The organism is Enterobacter sp. 61D5, assembly GCF_034107965.1.
Lineage (GTDB): Bacteria > Pseudomonadota > Gammaproteobacteria > Enterobacterales > Enterobacteriaceae > Enterobacter > Enterobacter cloacae_M.
Genome location: NZ_JAWNFK010000006.1, coordinates 618,644 through 634,811 on the forward strand (window position 1 = coordinate 618,644; position 16,168 = coordinate 634,811).

Annotated in this window: 19 protein-coding genes; 14 read left to right on the forward strand and 5 right to left on the reverse strand. The window is 52.0% G+C overall.

Features of this window, described 5'->3' with window-relative positions; all coding sequences use genetic code 11:
- Positions 1-9: 9 nt before the first annotated feature.
- The 5 genes from abgT (at position 10) to uspE (ending at position 4,387) form a co-directional block, all read left to right on the forward strand.
- A complete protein-coding gene (gene abgT, locus UTM25_RS08075; protein WP_194399061.1) occupies positions 10-1,536 on the forward strand; it encodes a p-aminobenzoyl-glutamate transporter in 1,527 nt (508 codons plus the stop codon).
- Positions 1,537-1,546: 10 nt separating this feature from the next.
- On the forward strand, positions 1,547-2,062 hold the full coding sequence (gene ogt, locus UTM25_RS08080; protein WP_194399060.1) for a methylated-DNA--[protein]-cysteine S-methyltransferase: 516 nt from the start codon (positions 1,547-1,549) through the stop codon (positions 2,060-2,062).
- A 183-nt stretch (positions 2,063-2,245) separates the two neighbouring features.
- Positions 2,246-2,998, forward strand: coding sequence for a fumarate/nitrate reduction transcriptional regulator Fnr (gene fnr, locus UTM25_RS08085; RefSeq protein ID WP_006174991.1), 753 nt, complete (start codon positions 2,246-2,248; stop codon positions 2,996-2,998).
- 146 nt (positions 2,999-3,144) lie between these two features.
- Positions 3,145-3,327 carry a hypothetical protein gene (locus tag UTM25_RS08090; protein ID WP_014883604.1) on the forward strand — a complete coding sequence of 61 codons (183 nt, stop codon included), beginning with the start codon at positions 3,145-3,147 and terminating at the stop codon, positions 3,325-3,327.
- Between the two features lie 109 nt (positions 3,328-3,436).
- Entirely contained in the window at positions 3,437-4,387 is a 951-nt protein-coding gene (gene uspE, locus UTM25_RS08095) for a universal stress protein UspE (protein WP_063440042.1), read from the forward strand.
- Between the two features lie 121 nt (positions 4,388-4,508).
- Here the strand turns inward: uspE and pntB are convergent, their stop codons facing one another.
- A complete protein-coding gene (gene pntB / locus UTM25_RS08100) occupies positions 4,509-5,897 on the reverse strand; it encodes a Re/Si-specific NAD(P)(+) transhydrogenase subunit beta (RefSeq protein WP_024909329.1) in 1,389 nt (462 codons plus the stop codon).
- Positions 5,898-5,907: 10 nt separating this feature from the next.
- Positions 5,908-7,437, reverse strand: coding sequence for a Re/Si-specific NAD(P)(+) transhydrogenase subunit alpha (gene pntA, locus UTM25_RS08105; protein WP_194399059.1), 1,530 nt, complete (start codon positions 7,435-7,437; stop codon positions 5,908-5,910).
- 535 nt (positions 7,438-7,972) lie between these two features.
- Between pntA and ydgH the strand changes: the two genes are divergently transcribed.
- From ydgH to folM, 3 genes are all read left to right on the forward strand, one after another.
- Positions 7,973-8,917 carry a DUF1471 family protein YdgH gene (ydgH, locus tag UTM25_RS08110; RefSeq protein WP_045356963.1) on the forward strand — a complete coding sequence of 315 codons (945 nt, stop codon included), beginning with the start codon at positions 7,973-7,975 and terminating at the stop codon, positions 8,915-8,917.
- A gap of 183 nt (positions 8,918-9,100) precedes the next feature.
- The gene (locus UTM25_RS08115) at positions 9,101-10,483 is read left to right on the forward strand and encodes an amino acid permease (protein WP_194399058.1); all 1,383 of its coding nucleotides are present in this window, start codon (positions 9,101-9,103) and stop codon (positions 10,481-10,483) included.
- A 39-nt stretch (positions 10,484-10,522) separates the two neighbouring features.
- On the forward strand, positions 10,523-11,245 hold the full coding sequence (gene folM, locus UTM25_RS08120; RefSeq protein WP_194399057.1) for a dihydromonapterin reductase: 723 nt from the start codon (positions 10,523-10,525) through the stop codon (positions 11,243-11,245).
- Here the strand turns inward: folM and UTM25_RS08125 are convergent.
- Entirely contained in the window at positions 11,242-11,577 is a 336-nt protein-coding gene (locus UTM25_RS08125) for a GlpM family protein (protein ID WP_023311470.1), read from the reverse strand. The two genes, folM and UTM25_RS08125, sit on opposite strands and share 4 nt — an antisense overlap.
- Positions 11,578-11,705: 128 nt before the next feature.
- On the opposite strand from UTM25_RS08125, the gene rstA reads away from it, so the two are divergent.
- The 3 genes from rstA to UTM25_RS08140 all read left to right on the forward strand — a co-directional run bounded on the left by rstA (position 11,706) and on the right by UTM25_RS08140 (position 14,026).
- Positions 11,706-12,422 carry a two-component system response regulator RstA gene (gene rstA, locus UTM25_RS08130; RefSeq protein ID WP_194399056.1) on the forward strand — a complete coding sequence of 239 codons (717 nt, stop codon included), beginning with the start codon at positions 11,706-11,708 and terminating at the stop codon, positions 12,420-12,422.
- Between the two features lie 246 nt (positions 12,423-12,668).
- Positions 12,669-12,929 (forward strand): hypothetical protein, encoded by a 261-nt coding sequence (locus tag UTM25_RS08135; protein ID WP_194399055.1) that lies wholly within the window; start codon positions 12,669-12,671, stop codon positions 12,927-12,929.
- 422 nt (positions 12,930-13,351) lie between these two features.
- Positions 13,352-14,026: an SOS response-associated peptidase gene (locus UTM25_RS08140; protein WP_194399054.1), complete on the forward strand. Its 675-nt coding sequence runs from the start codon at positions 13,352-13,354 to the stop codon at positions 14,024-14,026.
- Positions 14,027-14,077: 51 nt separating this feature from the next.
- Here UTM25_RS08140 and cspF read toward each other — a convergent pair whose 3' ends face one another.
- Entirely contained in the window at positions 14,078-14,290 is a 213-nt protein-coding gene (gene cspF, locus UTM25_RS08145) for a cold shock-like protein CspF (protein WP_233469356.1), read from the reverse strand.
- Between the two features lie 287 nt (positions 14,291-14,577).
- Between cspF and UTM25_RS08150 the strand changes: the two genes are divergently transcribed.
- Positions 14,578-14,796 (forward strand): cold shock domain-containing protein, encoded by a 219-nt coding sequence (locus UTM25_RS08150; protein WP_042719078.1) that lies wholly within the window; start codon positions 14,578-14,580, stop codon positions 14,794-14,796.
- Positions 14,797-15,038: 242 nt separating this feature from the next.
- Here the strand turns inward: UTM25_RS08150 and UTM25_RS08155 are convergent, their stop codons facing one another.
- Complete coding sequence (locus UTM25_RS08155; RefSeq protein ID WP_233469355.1) at positions 15,039-15,203, reverse strand: YnfU family zinc-binding protein; 165 nt, start codon at positions 15,201-15,203, stop codon at positions 15,039-15,041.
- A gap of 147 nt (positions 15,204-15,350) precedes the next feature.
- Between UTM25_RS08155 and UTM25_RS08160 the strand changes: the two genes are divergently transcribed.
- Complete coding sequence (locus UTM25_RS08160; RefSeq protein ID WP_025910815.1) at positions 15,351-15,578, forward strand: hypothetical protein; 228 nt, start codon at positions 15,351-15,353, stop codon at positions 15,576-15,578.
- Between the two features lie 173 nt (positions 15,579-15,751).
- Positions 15,752-16,090: a hypothetical protein gene (locus UTM25_RS08165; protein WP_194399053.1), complete on the forward strand. Its 339-nt coding sequence runs from the start codon at positions 15,752-15,754 to the stop codon at positions 16,088-16,090.
- Positions 16,091-16,168: the final 78 nt, after the last annotated feature.

Here is a 16,168-nt window from a genome sequence, read left to right on the forward strand (position 1 = left end):
GGAACGCCCATGAGTATGTCATCCATACCTTCGCATTCCCCATCCGGTAAGCTCTATGGCTGGGTTGAAAGGATCGGCAATAAAGTGCCTCACCCTTTCCTGCTGTTTATCTATCTGATTGTGATTTTAATGGTCGCCACCGCCGTGCTCTCCGCATTTGACGTGAGCGTGCGCAGCCCGGCTGACGGCAGCCTGGTGGCGGTAAAGAACCTGCTCAGCGTTGACGGGCTGCACTGGTTTTTACCCAACGTGATTAAGAACTTCAGCGGCTTCGCCCCACTGGGCGCCATTCTTGCACTGGTGCTGGGCGCCGGGCTGGCTGAACGCGTTGGATTGCTGCCCGCATTAATGGTGAAGATGGCTTCTCACGTCAGCGCGCGTTACGCCAGCTATATGGTGCTGTTTATCGCCTTCTTCAGCCATATTTCCTCCGACGCCGCGCTGGTGATCATGCCGCCGATGGGGGCGCTGATTTTCCTCGCCGTCGGGCGTCATCCCGTGGCGGGCCTGCTGTCGGCGATTGCGGGCGTGGGCTGTGGATTCACCGCTAACCTGCTGATCGTCACTACCGACGTGCTGCTCTCTGGCATCAGCACGGAGGCGGCGAAGACCATTGATGCGGCCATGCACGTCAGCGTGATCGACAACTGGTACTTTATGGCAAGCTCAGTCATTGTCCTGACGATTGTCGGCGGGCTGATTACCGATAAAATCATCGAGCCGCGGCTGGGTAAATGGGAAGGCCGTAGCGATGAAAAGCTGGAAACCCTGAGCAAAGAGCAGCGCTTCGGCCTGCGCGTGGCTGGCGCGGTCTCGCTGGCCTTTATCGCGCTGGTGGCGCTGATGGTGGTACCGGAAAACGGCATATTACGCGATCCGGTTAAACATACCGTCCTGCCGTCGCCGTTTATTCAGGGCATCGTGCCGCTGATTATCCTCTTCTTCTTTGTCGTTTCGCTCGCCTACGGTATTGCGACCGGCAAAATCCGCCGTCAGGGCGATCTGCCGCAGCTGATGATCGAGCCGATGAAGGAGATGGCGGGCTTTATCGTGATGGTGTTCCCGCTGGCGCAGTTTGTGGCAATGTTTAACTGGAGCAACATGGGCAAGTTTATGGCCGTGGGCCTGACCGACGCGCTGGAGGCCGCCGGATTAAGCGGCGTGCCGGCGTTTGTCGGCCTGGCGCTGCTGTCATCCCTGCTGTGCATGTTTATCGCCAGCGGCTCCGCCATCTGGTCGATTCTGGCCCCGATCTTCGTACCGATGTTTATGATGCTGGGTTTTCATCCTGCGTTTGCCCAGATCCTGTTCCGCATCGCGGACTCCTCGGTGATTCCGCTGGCGCCGGTTTCGCCGTTTGTTCCGCTGTTTTTAGGCTTCCTGCAGCGCTATAAACCCAAGGCCAAACTGGGTACCTACTATTCGCTGGTTTTACCCTACCCGCTTATCTTTTTAGGGGTATGGCTGGTGATGCTGGTGGCATGGTATCTTGTCGGCCTGCCGATTGGGCCGGGGATTTACCCGAGGCTGAACTAAAGGAATGATGATGCTGAGATTACTCGAAGATAAGATTGCGACGCCGCTTGGGCCGCTGTGGGTGATCGCGGACGAGCAGTTCTGCCTGCGCGCCGTCGAATGGGAAGAGCATAGCGACCGCATGGAAGAATTGCTCAATGTTCACTACCGCTCGCAGGGGTATGAACGTATTCGCGCCACCAACCCGGGTGGGCTGAGCGACAAGCTTGCGGCCTACTTCGAAGGCGATCTCAGCATCATTGATACTCTGCCGACCGCCACGGCTGGCACCCCTTTTCAGCGCGAAGTATGGCAGGCCCTGCGGTCGATACCGTGCGGGCAGGTCATGCATTACGGCCAGCTCGCGGAGCAGCTAGGCCGCGCAGGAGCCGCACGTGCAGTGGGTGCCGCGAATGGATCTAACCCAATCAGCATCGTGGTGCCCTGCCATCGCGTCATTGGCCGTAACGGTACCATGACAGGCTATGCCGGTGGCGTGCAGCGAAAAGAGTGGTTGCTGCGTCACGAAGGGTATCTCCTGCTCTAGCTCCCAGGCTTTTTGTGCTTAATTTTCTACCGGTTAGGCTAAAAATCCATAATCAAGCTGTGGAATTTCAAGAAGATGGCGACACGTTGCCGTCTCTTGCTCTTATTGAGGGTTTGTCAGGCTTACGTACTTACCAAAAAGATGTTAAAATTGACCAATATCAATTAAGGCTTGAGCAAACCTATGATCCCGGAAAAGCGAATTATACGACGCATTCAGTCTGGCGGTTGTGCTATCCATTGCCAGGATTGCAGCATCAGCCAGCTCTGTATCCCGTTTACCCTGAATGAGCATGAACTCGATCAGCTTGATAATATCATCGAGCGCAAAAAGCCTATTCAGAAAGGGCAGACGCTGTTTAAAGCGGGAGACGAACTGAAATCGCTCTATGCTATCCGTTCTGGCACCATCAAGAGCTACACCATCACCGAACAGGGTGATGAGCAGATCACCGGCTTCCATCTGGCGGGTGACCTGGTAGGCTTTGATGCCATTGGTACGGGCCATCATCCGAGCTTTGCTCAGGCACTCGAAACCTCAATGGTTTGCGAAATCCCGTTTGAAACCCTGGACGATCTGTCCGGTAAGATGCCTAACCTGCGTCAGCAGATGATGCGTCTGATGAGCGGTGAGATCAAAGGCGATCAGGACATGATTCTGCTGCTTTCCAAAAAGAATGCAGAAGAGCGCCTGGCCGCGTTTATCTACAACCTCTCCCGCCGCTTCGCCGAGCGTGGCTTCTCGCCGCGTGAATTCCGTCTGACGATGACGCGTGGCGATATCGGTAACTACCTGGGCCTGACCGTGGAAACCATCAGCCGTCTGCTGGGCCGTTTCCAGAAAAGCGGGATGCTGGCCGTTAAAGGTAAATACATCACTATCGAAAACGGTGAAGCGCTTGCCGTTCTTGCCGGACACGCCCGCAACGTGGCGTAACTCTCCGCATGTTGATGACCAGACTGATAAATTCTTGTGATTTATTGGTCTGGTATAATCACTTCCGTTTCAAGATATTTTCACCTTAGCACGTCCCCACACAGCGCCCGAAAGGTTCTCGTTGAGGTTATGAATTGAGAGAAAGTTTGTTTTTCGTTTCAGTCGTGATTGCCTCTGTGACCTTTATCTTCATCTGGATCATGCTTGTCGGCCCGATGAAGGGGGAAGAAAAAACCTACGTCCAGGACTCCACGACCTTTGCGATAGCGGTGATGGTGCTGCTGTTTATTGCGTTTATCGCGGTGACGACGACGGTACTTTTCCTCTGATAAATTTTCATGAATTATTGATCTGGCAAAACCTCCCCTCTGTTTCATTCAGGATATATAGGTTACTCTTTTAATTACAGACTGTGGTGACAGTAGTAAGGAGACCTGTATGGCCAAGTATCAAAACATGCTGGTAGCTATCGATCCTAATCAGGACGATCAGCCGGCATTACGACGTGCTGTGTATTTACATCAACGGATTGGTGGCAAAATCAAAGCGTTTTTGCCGATCTATGACTTCTCGTATGAGATGACCACCCTTCTGTCGCCTGACGAGCGCACCGCTATGCGTCAGGGCGTCATCAGCCAGCGTACCGCGTGGATCCGTGAACAGGCGAAGTATTATCTGGAAGCGGGTGTACCTATTGATATTAAAGTGGTCTGGCATAACCGACCTTTCGAAGCCATCATCCAGGAAATTGTCGCCGGCGGGCACGACCTGCTGCTGAAGATGGCGCACCAGCACGACAAGCTGGAATCCGTGATCTTCACCCCGACCGACTGGCACCTGCTGCGCAAATGTCCTTGCCCGGTCTGGATGGTGAAAGACCAGCCGTGGCCTGAAGGCGGGAAAGCCGTTGTGGCGGTAAACCTCGCGAGCGAAGAGGATTATCACAATTCGCTGAACGAGAAGCTGGTGAAGGAGACCATCCAGCTTGCCGATCAGGTGAATCATACCGAAGTACATCTGGTTGGCGCCTATCCGGTCACCCCGATTAACATTGCCATTGAGCTGCCTGAATTTGACCCGAGCGTGTACAACGACGCGATCCGCGGTCAGCATTTGCTGGCCATGAAAACGCTGCGTCAGAAATTCAGCATCGATGAGAAAATGACCCACGTGGAAAAAGGGCTGCCTGAAGAGGTGATCCCGGACCTGGCGGAACACCTGCAGGCGGGGATTGTGGTGCTGGGCACCATTGGCCGAACCGGTATTTCTGCCGCGTTCCTCGGCAATACCGCCGAACAGGTGATCGACCATCTGCGCTGCGACCTGCTGGTCATTAAGCCGGATGAGTATCAGACGCCGGTTGAGCTGGACGATCCTGAAGACGATTAACGCCTGACGCCCGGCGGCACATGCTTGGCGGGCCTACAAAACCGTAGGCCGGGTAAGCGTCAGCGCCACCCGGCAATAAAAAAAACCGCCGAATTCGGCGGTTTTTTCGTTTCAACGCAACTTACAGTGATTTCAGAATCGCATCCACGCTGGCTTTGGCATCGCCAAACAGCATGTGGGTGTTCTCTTTGAAGAACAGCGGGTTCTGAACCCCGGCATAGCCGGTATTCATGGAGCGTTTGAAGACGATCACGTTCTGCGCCTTCCACACTTCCAGAACAGGCATACCGGCGATTGGGCTACCCGGGTCGTCCTGCGCCGCAGGGTTAACGGTATCGTTGGCGCCAATGACCAGCACGGTGTCGGTGTCGGCGAAATCATCGTTGATCTCATCCATTTCCAGCACGATGTCGTAAGGCACTTTCGCTTCCGCCAGCAGCACGTTCATATGGCCTGGCAGACGCCCTGCCACCGGATGAATACCAAAGCGAACCTTGATGCCGCGCGCGCGCAGCTTCTCGGTGATTTCCGCAACCGGATACTGCGCCTGCGCCACCGCCATGCCGTAGCCCGGGGTGATGATCACGGAGTGCGAGTTTTTCAGCATGTCTGCGGTATCTTCCGCAGAAATTTCACGGTGCTCACCCACTTCTTCATCCGCACTGGAAGAAGACCCATCGGTCCCGAAACCACCGGCGATAACGCTGATGAACGAGCGGTTCATCGCCTTACACATGATGTAAGACAGGATCGCACCGGAAGAGCCCACTAGCGCACCGGTGACGATCAGCAGGTCGTTGCTCAGCATAAAGCCTGCCGCCGCTGCCGCCCAACCGGAGTAGGAGTTCAGCATCGAGACAACCACCGGCATATCCGCACCGCCGATGGACGCCACAAGGTGCCAGCCAAACGCCAGCGCGATGATGGTCATCACCAGCAACGCCAGTACCTGCAGACCGACGCTTTCGGTACGCACAAAGACCACCAGCAGTACAAACGACACTACCAGCGCCGCCAGGTTCAGCTTATGACGGTTTGGCAGCATCAGCGGTTTAGAGGAGATCTTCCCGCGCAGTTTGCCGAACGCGACAATGGAGCCGGTGAAGGTCACCGCACCGATGAAGATACCGAGGAACACTTCCGTCAGGTGGATATTCACCAGAATCGGTTCCAGGCCCGGTTCGTGATACAGGTAGCTGTTGAAGCCCACCAGCACTGCCGCCAGACCCACGAAGCTGTGCAGAATGGCAACCAGCTCCGGCATCTCGGTCATTTCAACGCGTTTTGCCAGGCGAATACCAATCGCGCCGCCGATGATCATCGCCACCAGGATCCACGCCACGTTGCCGGTATCCGGTCCGAAGATGGTGGCAATCAGCGCAATCGCCATCCCGGCGATACCAAAGTTATTACCCTGCTGAGACGTTTCGTGTTTGGAAAGCCCCGCCAGACTGAAAATAAACAGGATTGCAGCAACAATGTATGCGGCTGTCACTAATCCTCCAGACATATGCTACCCCTTAGCCTTTACGAAACATTTTCAGCATGCGCTGAGTCACGGTGAAACCACCGAAAATATTGATACTGGCGATCAGCACCGCGATAAAGCTCAGGAAGCTGATCCAGCCGCCGTGACCAATCTGCAGTAACGCCCCCACCACGATGATCCCCGAGATGGCGTTGGTTACCGACATCAGCGGCGTATGCAGCGCATGGGAGACGTTCCACACCACGTAGTAGCCCACGACGCAGGAGAGCGCGAAGACGGTAAAGTGGCCAAGGAACTCTTTTGGTGCGACGTCAGCCAGCCAGCCGAACAGAATAATCATCAGCGCCATGATCGCGTATTTGCGCCACGGAGAAGCCGGTTTGGCGGGTTCTTTTGGCTCAGGTGCCGCTTTCGTTGCCGCCTGAGGCTGAGCAGAAACCTGAATAGGCGGCGCAGGCCAGGTAATTTCACCTTCACGGACCACCGTGACGCCGCGCACAACAACATCGTCGAAATCAACGGTGACGTTGCCGTCTTTCTCTTTGCAAAGCAGCTTCAGCAGGTTGACGAGGTTGGTGCCGTAGAGCTGAGAAGACTGCGTTGGCAAACGGCCCGGCAGATCGGTATAGCCGATCACCTTCACGCCGTTAGTGGTCGTGGTTACCTGATTTGGAACGGTATATTCACAGTTACCGCCGTTTTGGGCGGCCAGGTCGACAATCACGCTGCCCGGCTTCATGGAGTCAACCATCTCACGGGTAATCAGCTTCGGCGCCGGTTTACCCGGGATAAGCGCGGTGGTGACAATAATGTCGACATCTTTCGCCTGGGCGGCGAAGAGTTCCATTTCGGCTTTGATAAAGGCTTCGGACATCACCTTCGCGTAGCCGTCGCCGCTGCCTGCTTCTTCCTTGAAATCCAGCTCAAGGAATTCGGCGCCCATACTCTGGACCTGTTCCTTTACTTCAGGACGGGTGTCAAAGGCGCGTACGATAGCGCCCAGGCTGTTTGCCGCACCGATTGCGGCAAGGCCCGCCACGCCTGCGCCAATCACCATCACTTTCGCCGGAGGGACTTTACCCGCGGCGGTGATTTGACCGGTAAAGAAGCGACCAAACTCGTGGGCCGCTTCAACAATGGCGCGGTAGCCGGCAATGTTTGCCATGGAGCTTAAGGCATCCAGCGACTGCGCGCGCGAAATGCGCGGCACGGAGTCCATCGCCATTACGGTCACGCCGCGGGCCGCCAGTTTCTCCATCAGCTCCGGGTTTTGCGCAGGCCAGATGAAGCTCACCAGGGTCGTTCCCGGATTGAGCAGCGCAATCTCACTCTCTTCCGGTGCGTTGACCTTCAGAATCACCGGCGACTGCCAGACGTCAGCACCGTCGACCACTTCCGCGCCGGCCTGGATAAAGGCCTCGTCATCGAAACTCGCCAGTTTGCCTGCGCCGCTTTCAACCGCGACCGTAAAACCCAGTTTAAGCAGTTGCTCCACCGTTTTCGGTGTTGCCGCTACGCGGGTTTCATTGGCTAACCGTTCTTTTGGTACCCCAATACGCATAGTTTTCCCTTCCATCGGTTTTTGATGATGGTTTATCGATAAATGCCCGCGGTTTGTATCAATTTTCGCCATCGCGCGAGCGACGAGAGATGATTAACCCCGGAAAATAAAACAGTAACAAACTGTCTATAACCTACTGAAAATAGCGCCCGTGATCTACCGCCAGAAAACACTATTTCTTACTTTATCTGTGAAAAATAAGCGATCGGCGTCACTGACAGTGATATTTACCTTAAATTCACTGCCAGAACCGATAAAACGCGCAAGCGAAGCGGTAAAAACATGATATAGCGCCATAAGAGAACAACTTGTTAACATTAAATTAACTTGTAAAAGTCATATGCTTTATCAGTTTTACTTGTCAAACGCGTGTTTTTTCAACATATCACTAAATGTTATCGAATTCGGTGATTCAGTAAGCACAGGCAGTGAAAAATGGCGCAGACAGCGACGGGTTTTAAATGCAATAATCGGGACCGTCTCAAATTAACAACAATACCAGTACATGGTTTGCGCAAGGCGAAGGATCATTTTTATGAAGCTTAAGAACACACTCCTGGCGTCCGCACTTCTTTCCGCGACCGCCCTGTCTGCGAATGCCGCAACAGAGTTAACGCCGGAGCAAGCGGCAGCGTTAAAACCTTTTGACCATACGGTCATTGTGGGTCGTTATAATTCTATTGGCGACGCCGTCGCCGCTGCATCAAAAGCCGCAGATAAAAACGGGGCGGCCTCGTTTTATGTGGTTGACCAGTCCGATTACGGCAACAGCGGTAACCAGCGCGTGACCATTGCGCTGTTCAAAGACAATGCGCCGAAAGCTGACGCACCAAAAAATCGCGTGATCAACGGTGTTGTTGAACTGCCGAAAGATCAGGCGATTGAGCTGGAACCTTACGACACTGTCACCGTTCAGGGCTTCTATCGCAGCCAGCCTGAAGTGAACGATGCAATCACCAAGGCCGCGAAAGAGAAAGGGGCCTACTCTTTCTTCATCGTGCGTCAGGTCGATGCTAACCAGGGTGGCAACCAGCGTATTACCGCGTTCATCTATAAAAAAGATGCGAAAAAACGTGTTCTGCAGAGCCCGGATGCCATCCCGGCGAATTCAGAAGCAGGTCGCGCGGCGCTAGCTAAAGGCGGCGAAGAAGCGAAGAAAGTTGAAATTCCAGGCGTAGCAACGACGGCTGCTCCAAGCGCTGAAGTGGGCCGTTTCTTCGAAACGCAGTCCACGAAAGGTGGCCGTTATTCCGTTACGCTGCCGGACGGTACCAAAATTGAAGAGTTGAACAACGCCACTGCAGCGCAGATGGTGCCGTTCGACAGCATTAAGTTTACCGGCAACTACGGCAACATGACGGAAGTCTCTTACCAGGTCGCGAAGCGTGCGGCGAAGAAAGGGGCGAAGTACTACCACATCACCCGCCAGTGGCAGGAACGTGGCAACAACGTGACGATCAGCGCCGATCTGTACAAGTAACAACATCGTTTACGAAAGGCGGCGCAATGCCGCCTTTTTTGTTACTTTTTTGAATTTCTGCCTCACGTCATTGCATGCATTCGTTACACTCCGTAAAATCCCGCGCCTTAGTGTGATCCACCATTTTTATGCGCCTGTGCGAAATAATTATTCTGGATTTGGACTTTTCATAACAGGAAGCCAATGGAAAAGAAACTTGGCCTGAGTGCTCTGACTGCACTCGTTTTAAGCTCAATGCTGGGTGCAGGCGTATTCAGTTTGCCGCAAAATATGGCCGCCGTCGCCAGCCCTTCCGCGCTCATCATCGGCTGGGGTATTACGGGTGTCGGCATACTGCTGCTGGCCTTCGCGATGCTGCTGCTCACCCGCATTCGCCCGGATCTTGACGGCGGCATTTTCACCTATGCGCGTGAAGGTTTCGGCGAGCTGATTGGCTTCTGTTCCGCGTGGGGATACTGGCTGTGCGCCGTTATCGCCAACGTATCCTACCTGGTGATCGTCTTCTCAGCGCTCAGTTTCTTTACCGATACGCCTGAGCTGCGCTTCTTTGGCGACGGGAATACCTGGCAGTCTATTGTGGGCGCCTCGGTGTTGCTGTGGTTCGTCCACTGGCTGGTGTTGCGTGGCGTACAAACGGCCGCCAGCATCAACCTGGTGGCGACGCTGGCGAAGCTGGTCCCGCTTGGTCTGTTTATCGTTCTGGCCTTTATTGCGTTCCGTCTGGACGTATTCAAGCTTGATTTCAGCGGCGTTGCGCTGGGCGTTCCCGTCTGGGAGCAGGTGAAAAACACGATGCTGATTACCCTTTGGGTATTCATCGGCGTTGAAGGCGCGATCGTGGTTTCTGCCCGGGCACGGAATAAACGCGATGTGGGCCGCGCTACGCTGCTGGCTGTACTGGCTGCGCTCGGGGTCTATCTGCTGGTGACGCTGCTGTCGCTGGGCGTGGTGGCGCGTCCTGAGCTGGCTGAAATGCGTAACCCGTCAATGGCAGGCCTGATGGTGAAAATGCTCGGCCCCTGGGGCGATGTGGTGATTGCCGCAGGGCTGATCGTCTCCGTCTGCGGCGCTTACCTGAGCTGGACCATCATGGCGGCTGAAGTGCCGTTCCTGGCCGCGACGCACAAGGCGTTTCCACGCCTGTTTGCCCGTCAAAATAAAAACAGCGCGCCGTCGGCATCACTCTGGCTGACCAACATCAGCGTTCAGGTCTGTCTGGTACTGATCTGGCTCACAGGTTCAGACTATAACACCCTGCTGACCATCGCCTCGGAGATGATTCTGGTACCCTATTTCTTAGTAGGTGCGTATCTGTTAAAAATTGCCACACGTCCGGCGCATTATGTCGTGGGTGTCGGAGCCTGTATTTACGGCCTGTGGTTGTTGTATGCTTCCGGACCTATGCATCTGCTGCTGTCGGTAGTGCTGTACGCACCGGGTCTGCTGGTGTTTATCTACGCCCGCCGCACGCATCAGCTGGAGAACGCGCTGAAACGCCGTGAGATGGCATTAATTGGACTGTTACTGGTTGCTGCCCTGCCGGCAACCTGGATGTTAATGGGTTAGCATCGCCTTTCCCATTGTTGAACTGTAAAGGAGAATACGATGGGAAATGCACCGCTTCGCCCAATACTGATTACCGGTGGAGGCCGCCGTATCGGCCTCGCCCTCGCCCATCACTTTCTCAACCTTCGCCATCCGGTCATTGTCAGCTACCGTACGGAATACCCGTCTATTGAAGGGTTACGCAAAGCCGGGGCGGTCTGCATTCAGGCTGATTTTTCGACCGATGAAGGCATTCTGACTTTCGCGGAAAAGGTAAAAGCCACCACGACGGGACTGCGCGCCGTGATCCATAACGCCAGCGCATGGCGAGCCGAAAAACACGGTACGTCACTCAGCGACACGCTCTCCGCCATGCTGCAGATCCACGTCAATGCCCCTTATCTGCTTAACCACGCTCTGCAGGATCTGCTGCGCGGCCATGGGCACGCGGCGGGCGACATTATTCACTTCACCGATTATGTGGTGGAGCGCGGCAGCGACAAGCACATCGCCTACGCGGCCAGCAAAGCCGCGCTGGATAATATGACACGCTCGTTCGCCCGCAAACTCGCGCCCGAGGTGAAGGTAAACGCCATCGCCCCGGCGATGATTTTGTTTAACGAAAACGATGATGCGGAGTATCGCCAGCAGGCGCTGAACAAGTCGCTGATGAAAATCGCCCCAGGCGAAAAAGAGGTGATCGACCTTGTGGATTACCTGCTCACCAGCTGCTACGTCACGGGCAGAACCTTTGCCGTGGACGGCGGACGCCCGCTGCGCTAGTGAAAGCGGCTCCAGAAGAAAATTAACACCCAGGCGCTGAGTCCCCAGCAGACCACCGCCCCGCTCAGCGCCAGGGGAAGACGCAGAAAACCGGTGAAATACCACAGCGAAAGCAGGTAGAGAAAATACGGAATGATAGACCACATGCCAAACACGATGGTCGTGCGTAACGCTTCCGTGCCCCGCTCAGAAGCCACGATATAGTGGGCAATCAGCGCAAAGGTCGGGAACAGCGGGATTAGCCCGGCAATGTAGTAGTTTTTCGTTTTTGCCAGAATGCCAATCAGTAACACCACCAGCGCGCCCAGCGCGGCTTTGATCGCCAGCCCCATACTTTTCCCTATAACAATCAAGTATCAATAAGAGCCAGAATAACGGAACCGGCGTTAATTTTGAAAGATTAATGGAAGGTTAAGGTTCCGCGGTGTATGTTGGCTTTTTTCACGAAAACAGACGCTGTATGAATAAGATTGTTTATGTTGAAGACGAACCCGAGGTCGGGCAACTGATCGCCGCCTATCTGGGTAAACATGATATGGACGTCATTGTTGAACCTCGCGGCGATCGCGCCGAAGAGGTGGTCGTGCGTGAAAACCCGGACCTGGTACTGCTGGATATCATGTTGCCAGGAAAAGATGGCATGACGCTCTGCCGCGACCTGCGCGCCCGGTGGGAGGGCCCTATCGTCCTGCTCACCTCACTGGACAGCGATATGAACCATATTTTGTCGCTGGAGATGGGCGCCAATGACTACATTCTGAAAACCACACCGCCTGCCGTCCTGCTTGCCCGCCTGCGCCTGCATTTGCGCCAGCACGCCAGCATCGAACGCGAAGCGCCCGCGCCGTCTCTGACGCCGCACAAAGCGATGCGCTTCGGTACGCTGTCTATTGACCCCATTAACCGCCAGGTGCTGCTCTCCGGCGAGCTTATCGCCCTCTCCACCGCAGACTTTGACCTGCTGTGGGAGCTGGCAACGCACGCCGGGCAAATCATGGACCGCGACGCGCTGCTGAAAAACCTGCGTGGCGTGAGCTATGACGGAATGGACCGCAGCGTTGACGTGGCGATTTCGCGTCTGCGCAAAAAGCTGCAGGATAACGCTAACGAGCCCTACCGCATTAAAACCGTACGTAACAAGGGTTATCTGTTTGCCCCGCACGCCTGGGAAACCTGACTCCGTTATCTGGCTAGCATAACGTGCGCGCAATGAAGGCATTACACAGCGATGTCCTCTCTTTCGCGCGTTTATTTTTACGTTTGCGCAACAATTGACTTGCTAAGCACGCGAACTATTCCATAATTAAATCTTCAGCCCTCCTTTCTCCAGTTCGCCCCGACTGCATGTAGACTCGCTTTCACCGCGAAGCGTTACGATATCTCTCCCATATAATCTTGAAATGAGGATTTAAGCCTATGGCATATGTATAGCTACAATCAGGTAGAAGCCATCAAAACCAATCTCGAGTGGATTGTTAATCAGGTAGCCCTAAGGCGCGCCTCTCCCTCGCGCTCCGATCAAAAAGCGCTTTTTGACCTGCTGGAACTTATCCAGTCTTTCGAAATACTCCTGGATTTAATTAACGAATTCGGTACCGATGTGATTGATACGCACATTGCAGAGGGCCTGGCCGTGACGGAAAAACTCATCGCCAAGGTAAAAAACAGCGCGAAAGCCATGTAACACGCGCGACAGACGTGAAAAATGCGAAGGGTTTTCATGTATATTCTGCACATAGCGTTTTTTCGGTGAGACCCAATGAAAAATCTGTTTGTGCAGTTTTAGTGCGCAGAAAATTCGCAACTCATTGAAATGGCTTTATTTGTGATGATATCAGTGTGTTAGCCAGAAACGTTTAACGGACATCTACGGACGTGCACGGTCTTTTTGATGCCCCTATCGGTGCCCCTTCCTTCAAAATGCCCCGAAATTTGCCCCCAATATCCCCCTGCTTTGCGTAGCTACTTCCGGGTTCGCAACACACTGCTTTACGTCTCTCTATCCGATCAGCATGGTCGTCACGAATTCGATTATAAGACTTAACCAGCGCACCTCTTTTTCTCCCCGCCCTATACTTTCAGTCTGATATCTGGCTGGAGGTTTCTATGTGTGGACGCTTTGCACAAGCCCAAACCCGTGAAGAATATCTGGCATACCTCGCAGATGAAGCCGATCGAGACATCGCATACGACCCTGAGACGATTGGACGTTACAACGTGGCACCAGGCACGAAGGTCCTGTTGCTGAGCGAACGAAACGAGCAGTTACATCTTGATCCTGTATTCTGGGGTTATGCCCCGGGATGGTGGGATAAAGCGCCCCTGATTAATGCGCGCGTCGAAACGGCGGCCACCAGCAGAATGTTTAAACCTCTATGGCAACATGGCCGGGCGATCTGCTTCGCCGATGGATGGCTCGAGTGGAAAAAAGAAGGTGACAAAAAACAGCCCTACTTCATTCCCCGTGCCAATGGCCAACCAATATTTATGGCAGCGATCGGCAGCACACCATTTGAGCGCGGTGATGAAGCTGAGGGTTTTCTTATAGTGACGTCTGCAGCTTATAAAGGTCTGGTCGACATTCACGACCGCCGGCCACTTGTTTTGTCACCAGAAGCGGCACGTGAGTGGATGCGGCAGGATATTGGTGGGAAAGAAGCGGAAGAGATTGCATCTGACGGCACTGTGCCAGCTGAGATGTTTATCTGGCATGCAGTGGCCCGTGATGTTGGAAATGTAAAAAATCAGGGGAGAAAATTGATAAAACAAACAAATATATAATCTGCCGTACTTTTGATGCGCACTTTATATTTGGTTAAATATTATCTTATTTTAAGAAAGAAATATATTTGCAGCCATCGGACCACTAAGTCCATTTATACGATAGAATTCAACACGAACACCTGGTGTTAACGTTTGGCTTTCACTATTACTTAATGCAGAAACATGTAAAAAAACATCTTTTCTGCCATCAGATGGGATAATCAATCCCTTTCCGCTCTTGAAGTCAAAACTTTTGACAATTCCTGTCATTTTACGAGACAAATATTTTCCTAATGGTAAACCAGATTTGACTATACAGGATTAGTTAATAATAGCTAACCCTATCTTAACGGCCTTCTGGAAGGCTAAAATAAAATTTGCTTAATCATTCAACACGTGCCTTAATGGTTTGACTTATCCGGTGCGATGATGAATCTAACTTTTCCAAAAGCCGTTCTCATAACCAGGTGTTATCTCTGATATCCCTCCTCTTGAGTCCATACATATACCAGCATACGTTTCTTATCATGAGCTTGCTTGTCAGTTTGAAATGTTCAAACGGAGTTTGTATGTCATCTAAAATCATAGGTCTTGTTAAGTGGTTTAACGAAGACAAGGGGTTTGGTTTTATCTCCCCACTCGATGGAAGTAAAGATGTTCTTGTTCACACTTCTTCCCTGCTGGGAGAAACATTTAATACTCTGTTTGAAGGACAAAAAGTCAAATTCGCTATCATAGCTGGAACTAAAGGTCCAATCGCTGCCAATGTAACACTTTGCGATAGATAATTTTTAGATGATTTACTTAAGCCAGCATGACTTTATCAGTGGAAGGTGATTGTTCGGTTACGCACATCATTACAACAGGCCAGCATATTTACTTCCCATCAGTTTGCTGACCGATGTGATGAAATGCAGGACTGCTGCATGAACAGTCTCAAAGCAGAAGCTAACTGCTTATAAAATACTAAAGTGCGTAAGAGGTTAGGCAGCCTCCAAAAGCATCACTTCTTATTTTTTTAATAATTTTTTTAGAAGCGCTGGGAAGACTTGAACAAAGCACAGCAGTACGGGCACACCAACTGAGCCCCCTTTTGTACACGATTGTAACTATGTTCGGAATCTTTTGTGCAGTTTGGACAAGGACATTTTACTAAATAATTTCGGCGGAATTGAGTGTTTTTACGTGCAGACATAGACTTCTCCAGTTCAAATGGACCGTTACAGTACACGTTAAGGCAGTATAATGCTTGTTTTAATTTCGAAAGAGGCAAAAAAATGGACAAACAGAACCCTTTCGAACACCTGCAGGGGCTAAAAACCCTCAAAATACATGGTGATATATGAAAAAAGTAATCATTTTTTTTAATGGTAAGCCAAGTAAAGTTATCACTGTGCTTAAAGGTGTGACATCAATACGCGAAGAATATCCTAATGGAGAAGTGATAAACCTTCAGATAATGTCAGCAGGTTTTCCCTCTTTAACAGGTGACCATGAAGTGGTCTATGTGGCATCAGATCGAGAACTTACCTCTCAGGAAATATTAGATGCGGCGCAGAAGTATCTTTGACGCCAGGGATTCAACGCCAACATTCATGAAATCATTATTATAACTACGTTTAATTATTATAGCCTGCTTAACGCAGGCTTTTTTTTACCCCCACACAAACATTTATAATTAAGACATGTACATCCAACACCATGGCAATATGACTTTATTGCTGAAAAAACCATAAGGCTTCCATGAAAATCCTATATTACACAGTATTAATAGTTATTGAAGCCCCATTCTCAGATAATAATGTCAACCCTCTTATCTTGGGTCTCTTGCATGACCGAAACTATTCAAGTAAGTCAAACCGAGGTGTCAAACTTCCATCCCATGCATTCATTGGTTCAGAGGGTCAGGCAGTTTTAGAGTGGGAGTCTGAAAAAGATGGAGCAGAAAAACTAAAAAAAAGACTCTACCAGATGCTGCATGGAATTACACGTTTAGAAAAATCTCCCACAGCAATTTTTCTAATGATTTGCCCAGAAGATAAAACCTTAACCTTTGTCTCAAGACTTAAAGTAAAAAAATGAACATCGATATTTTAACCTTCACCATCTGAAAATTCCGTGACCGTGAAAACTGCGAAAGAAAATCATGAGGCACATCAG

What these genes read in the sequence shown, in the direction of transcription:
- abgT (WP_194399061.1), top strand. Translation starts at nt 10, where the DNA reads ATGAGTATGTCATCCATACCTTCGCATTCCCCATCCGGTAAGCTCTAT.
- ogt (WP_194399060.1), top strand. Translation starts at nt 1,547, where the DNA reads ATGCTGAGATTACTCGAAGATAAGATTGCGACGCCGCTTGGGCCGCTG.
- fnr (WP_006174991.1), top strand. Translation starts at nt 2,246, where the DNA reads ATGATCCCGGAAAAGCGAATTATACGACGCATTCAGTCTGGCGGTTGT.
- uspE (WP_063440042.1), top strand. Translation starts at nt 3,437, where the DNA reads ATGGCCAAGTATCAAAACATGCTGGTAGCTATCGATCCTAATCAGGAC.
- pntB (WP_024909329.1), bottom strand. Translation starts at nt 5,897, where the DNA reads ATGTCTGGAGGATTAGTGACAGCCGCATACATTGTTGCTGCAATCCTG.
- pntA (WP_194399059.1), bottom strand. Translation starts at nt 7,437, where the DNA reads ATGCGTATTGGGGTACCAAAAGAACGGTTAGCCAATGAAACCCGCGTA.
- ydgH (WP_045356963.1), top strand. Translation starts at nt 7,973, where the DNA reads ATGAAGCTTAAGAACACACTCCTGGCGTCCGCACTTCTTTCCGCGACC.
- UTM25_RS08115 (WP_194399058.1), top strand. Translation starts at nt 9,101, where the DNA reads ATGGAAAAGAAACTTGGCCTGAGTGCTCTGACTGCACTCGTTTTAAGC.
- folM (WP_194399057.1), top strand. Translation starts at nt 10,523, where the DNA reads ATGGGAAATGCACCGCTTCGCCCAATACTGATTACCGGTGGAGGCCGC.
- UTM25_RS08125 (WP_023311470.1), bottom strand. Translation starts at nt 11,577, where the DNA reads ATGGGGCTGGCGATCAAAGCCGCGCTGGGCGCGCTGGTGGTGTTACTG.
- rstA (WP_194399056.1), top strand. Translation starts at nt 11,706, where the DNA reads ATGAATAAGATTGTTTATGTTGAAGACGAACCCGAGGTCGGGCAACTG.
- UTM25_RS08135 (WP_194399055.1), top strand. Translation starts at nt 12,669, where the DNA reads ATGTATAGCTACAATCAGGTAGAAGCCATCAAAACCAATCTCGAGTGG.
- UTM25_RS08140 (WP_194399054.1), top strand. Translation starts at nt 13,352, where the DNA reads ATGTGTGGACGCTTTGCACAAGCCCAAACCCGTGAAGAATATCTGGCA.
- UTM25_RS08150 (WP_042719078.1), top strand. Translation starts at nt 14,578, where the DNA reads ATGTCATCTAAAATCATAGGTCTTGTTAAGTGGTTTAACGAAGACAAG.
- UTM25_RS08155 (WP_233469355.1), bottom strand. Translation starts at nt 15,203, where the DNA reads ATGTCTGCACGTAAAAACACTCAATTCCGCCGAAATTATTTAGTAAAA.
- UTM25_RS08160 (WP_025910815.1), top strand. Translation starts at nt 15,351, where the DNA reads ATGAAAAAAGTAATCATTTTTTTTAATGGTAAGCCAAGTAAAGTTATC.
- UTM25_RS08165 (WP_194399053.1), top strand. Translation starts at nt 15,752, where the DNA reads ATGAAAATCCTATATTACACAGTATTAATAGTTATTGAAGCCCCATTC.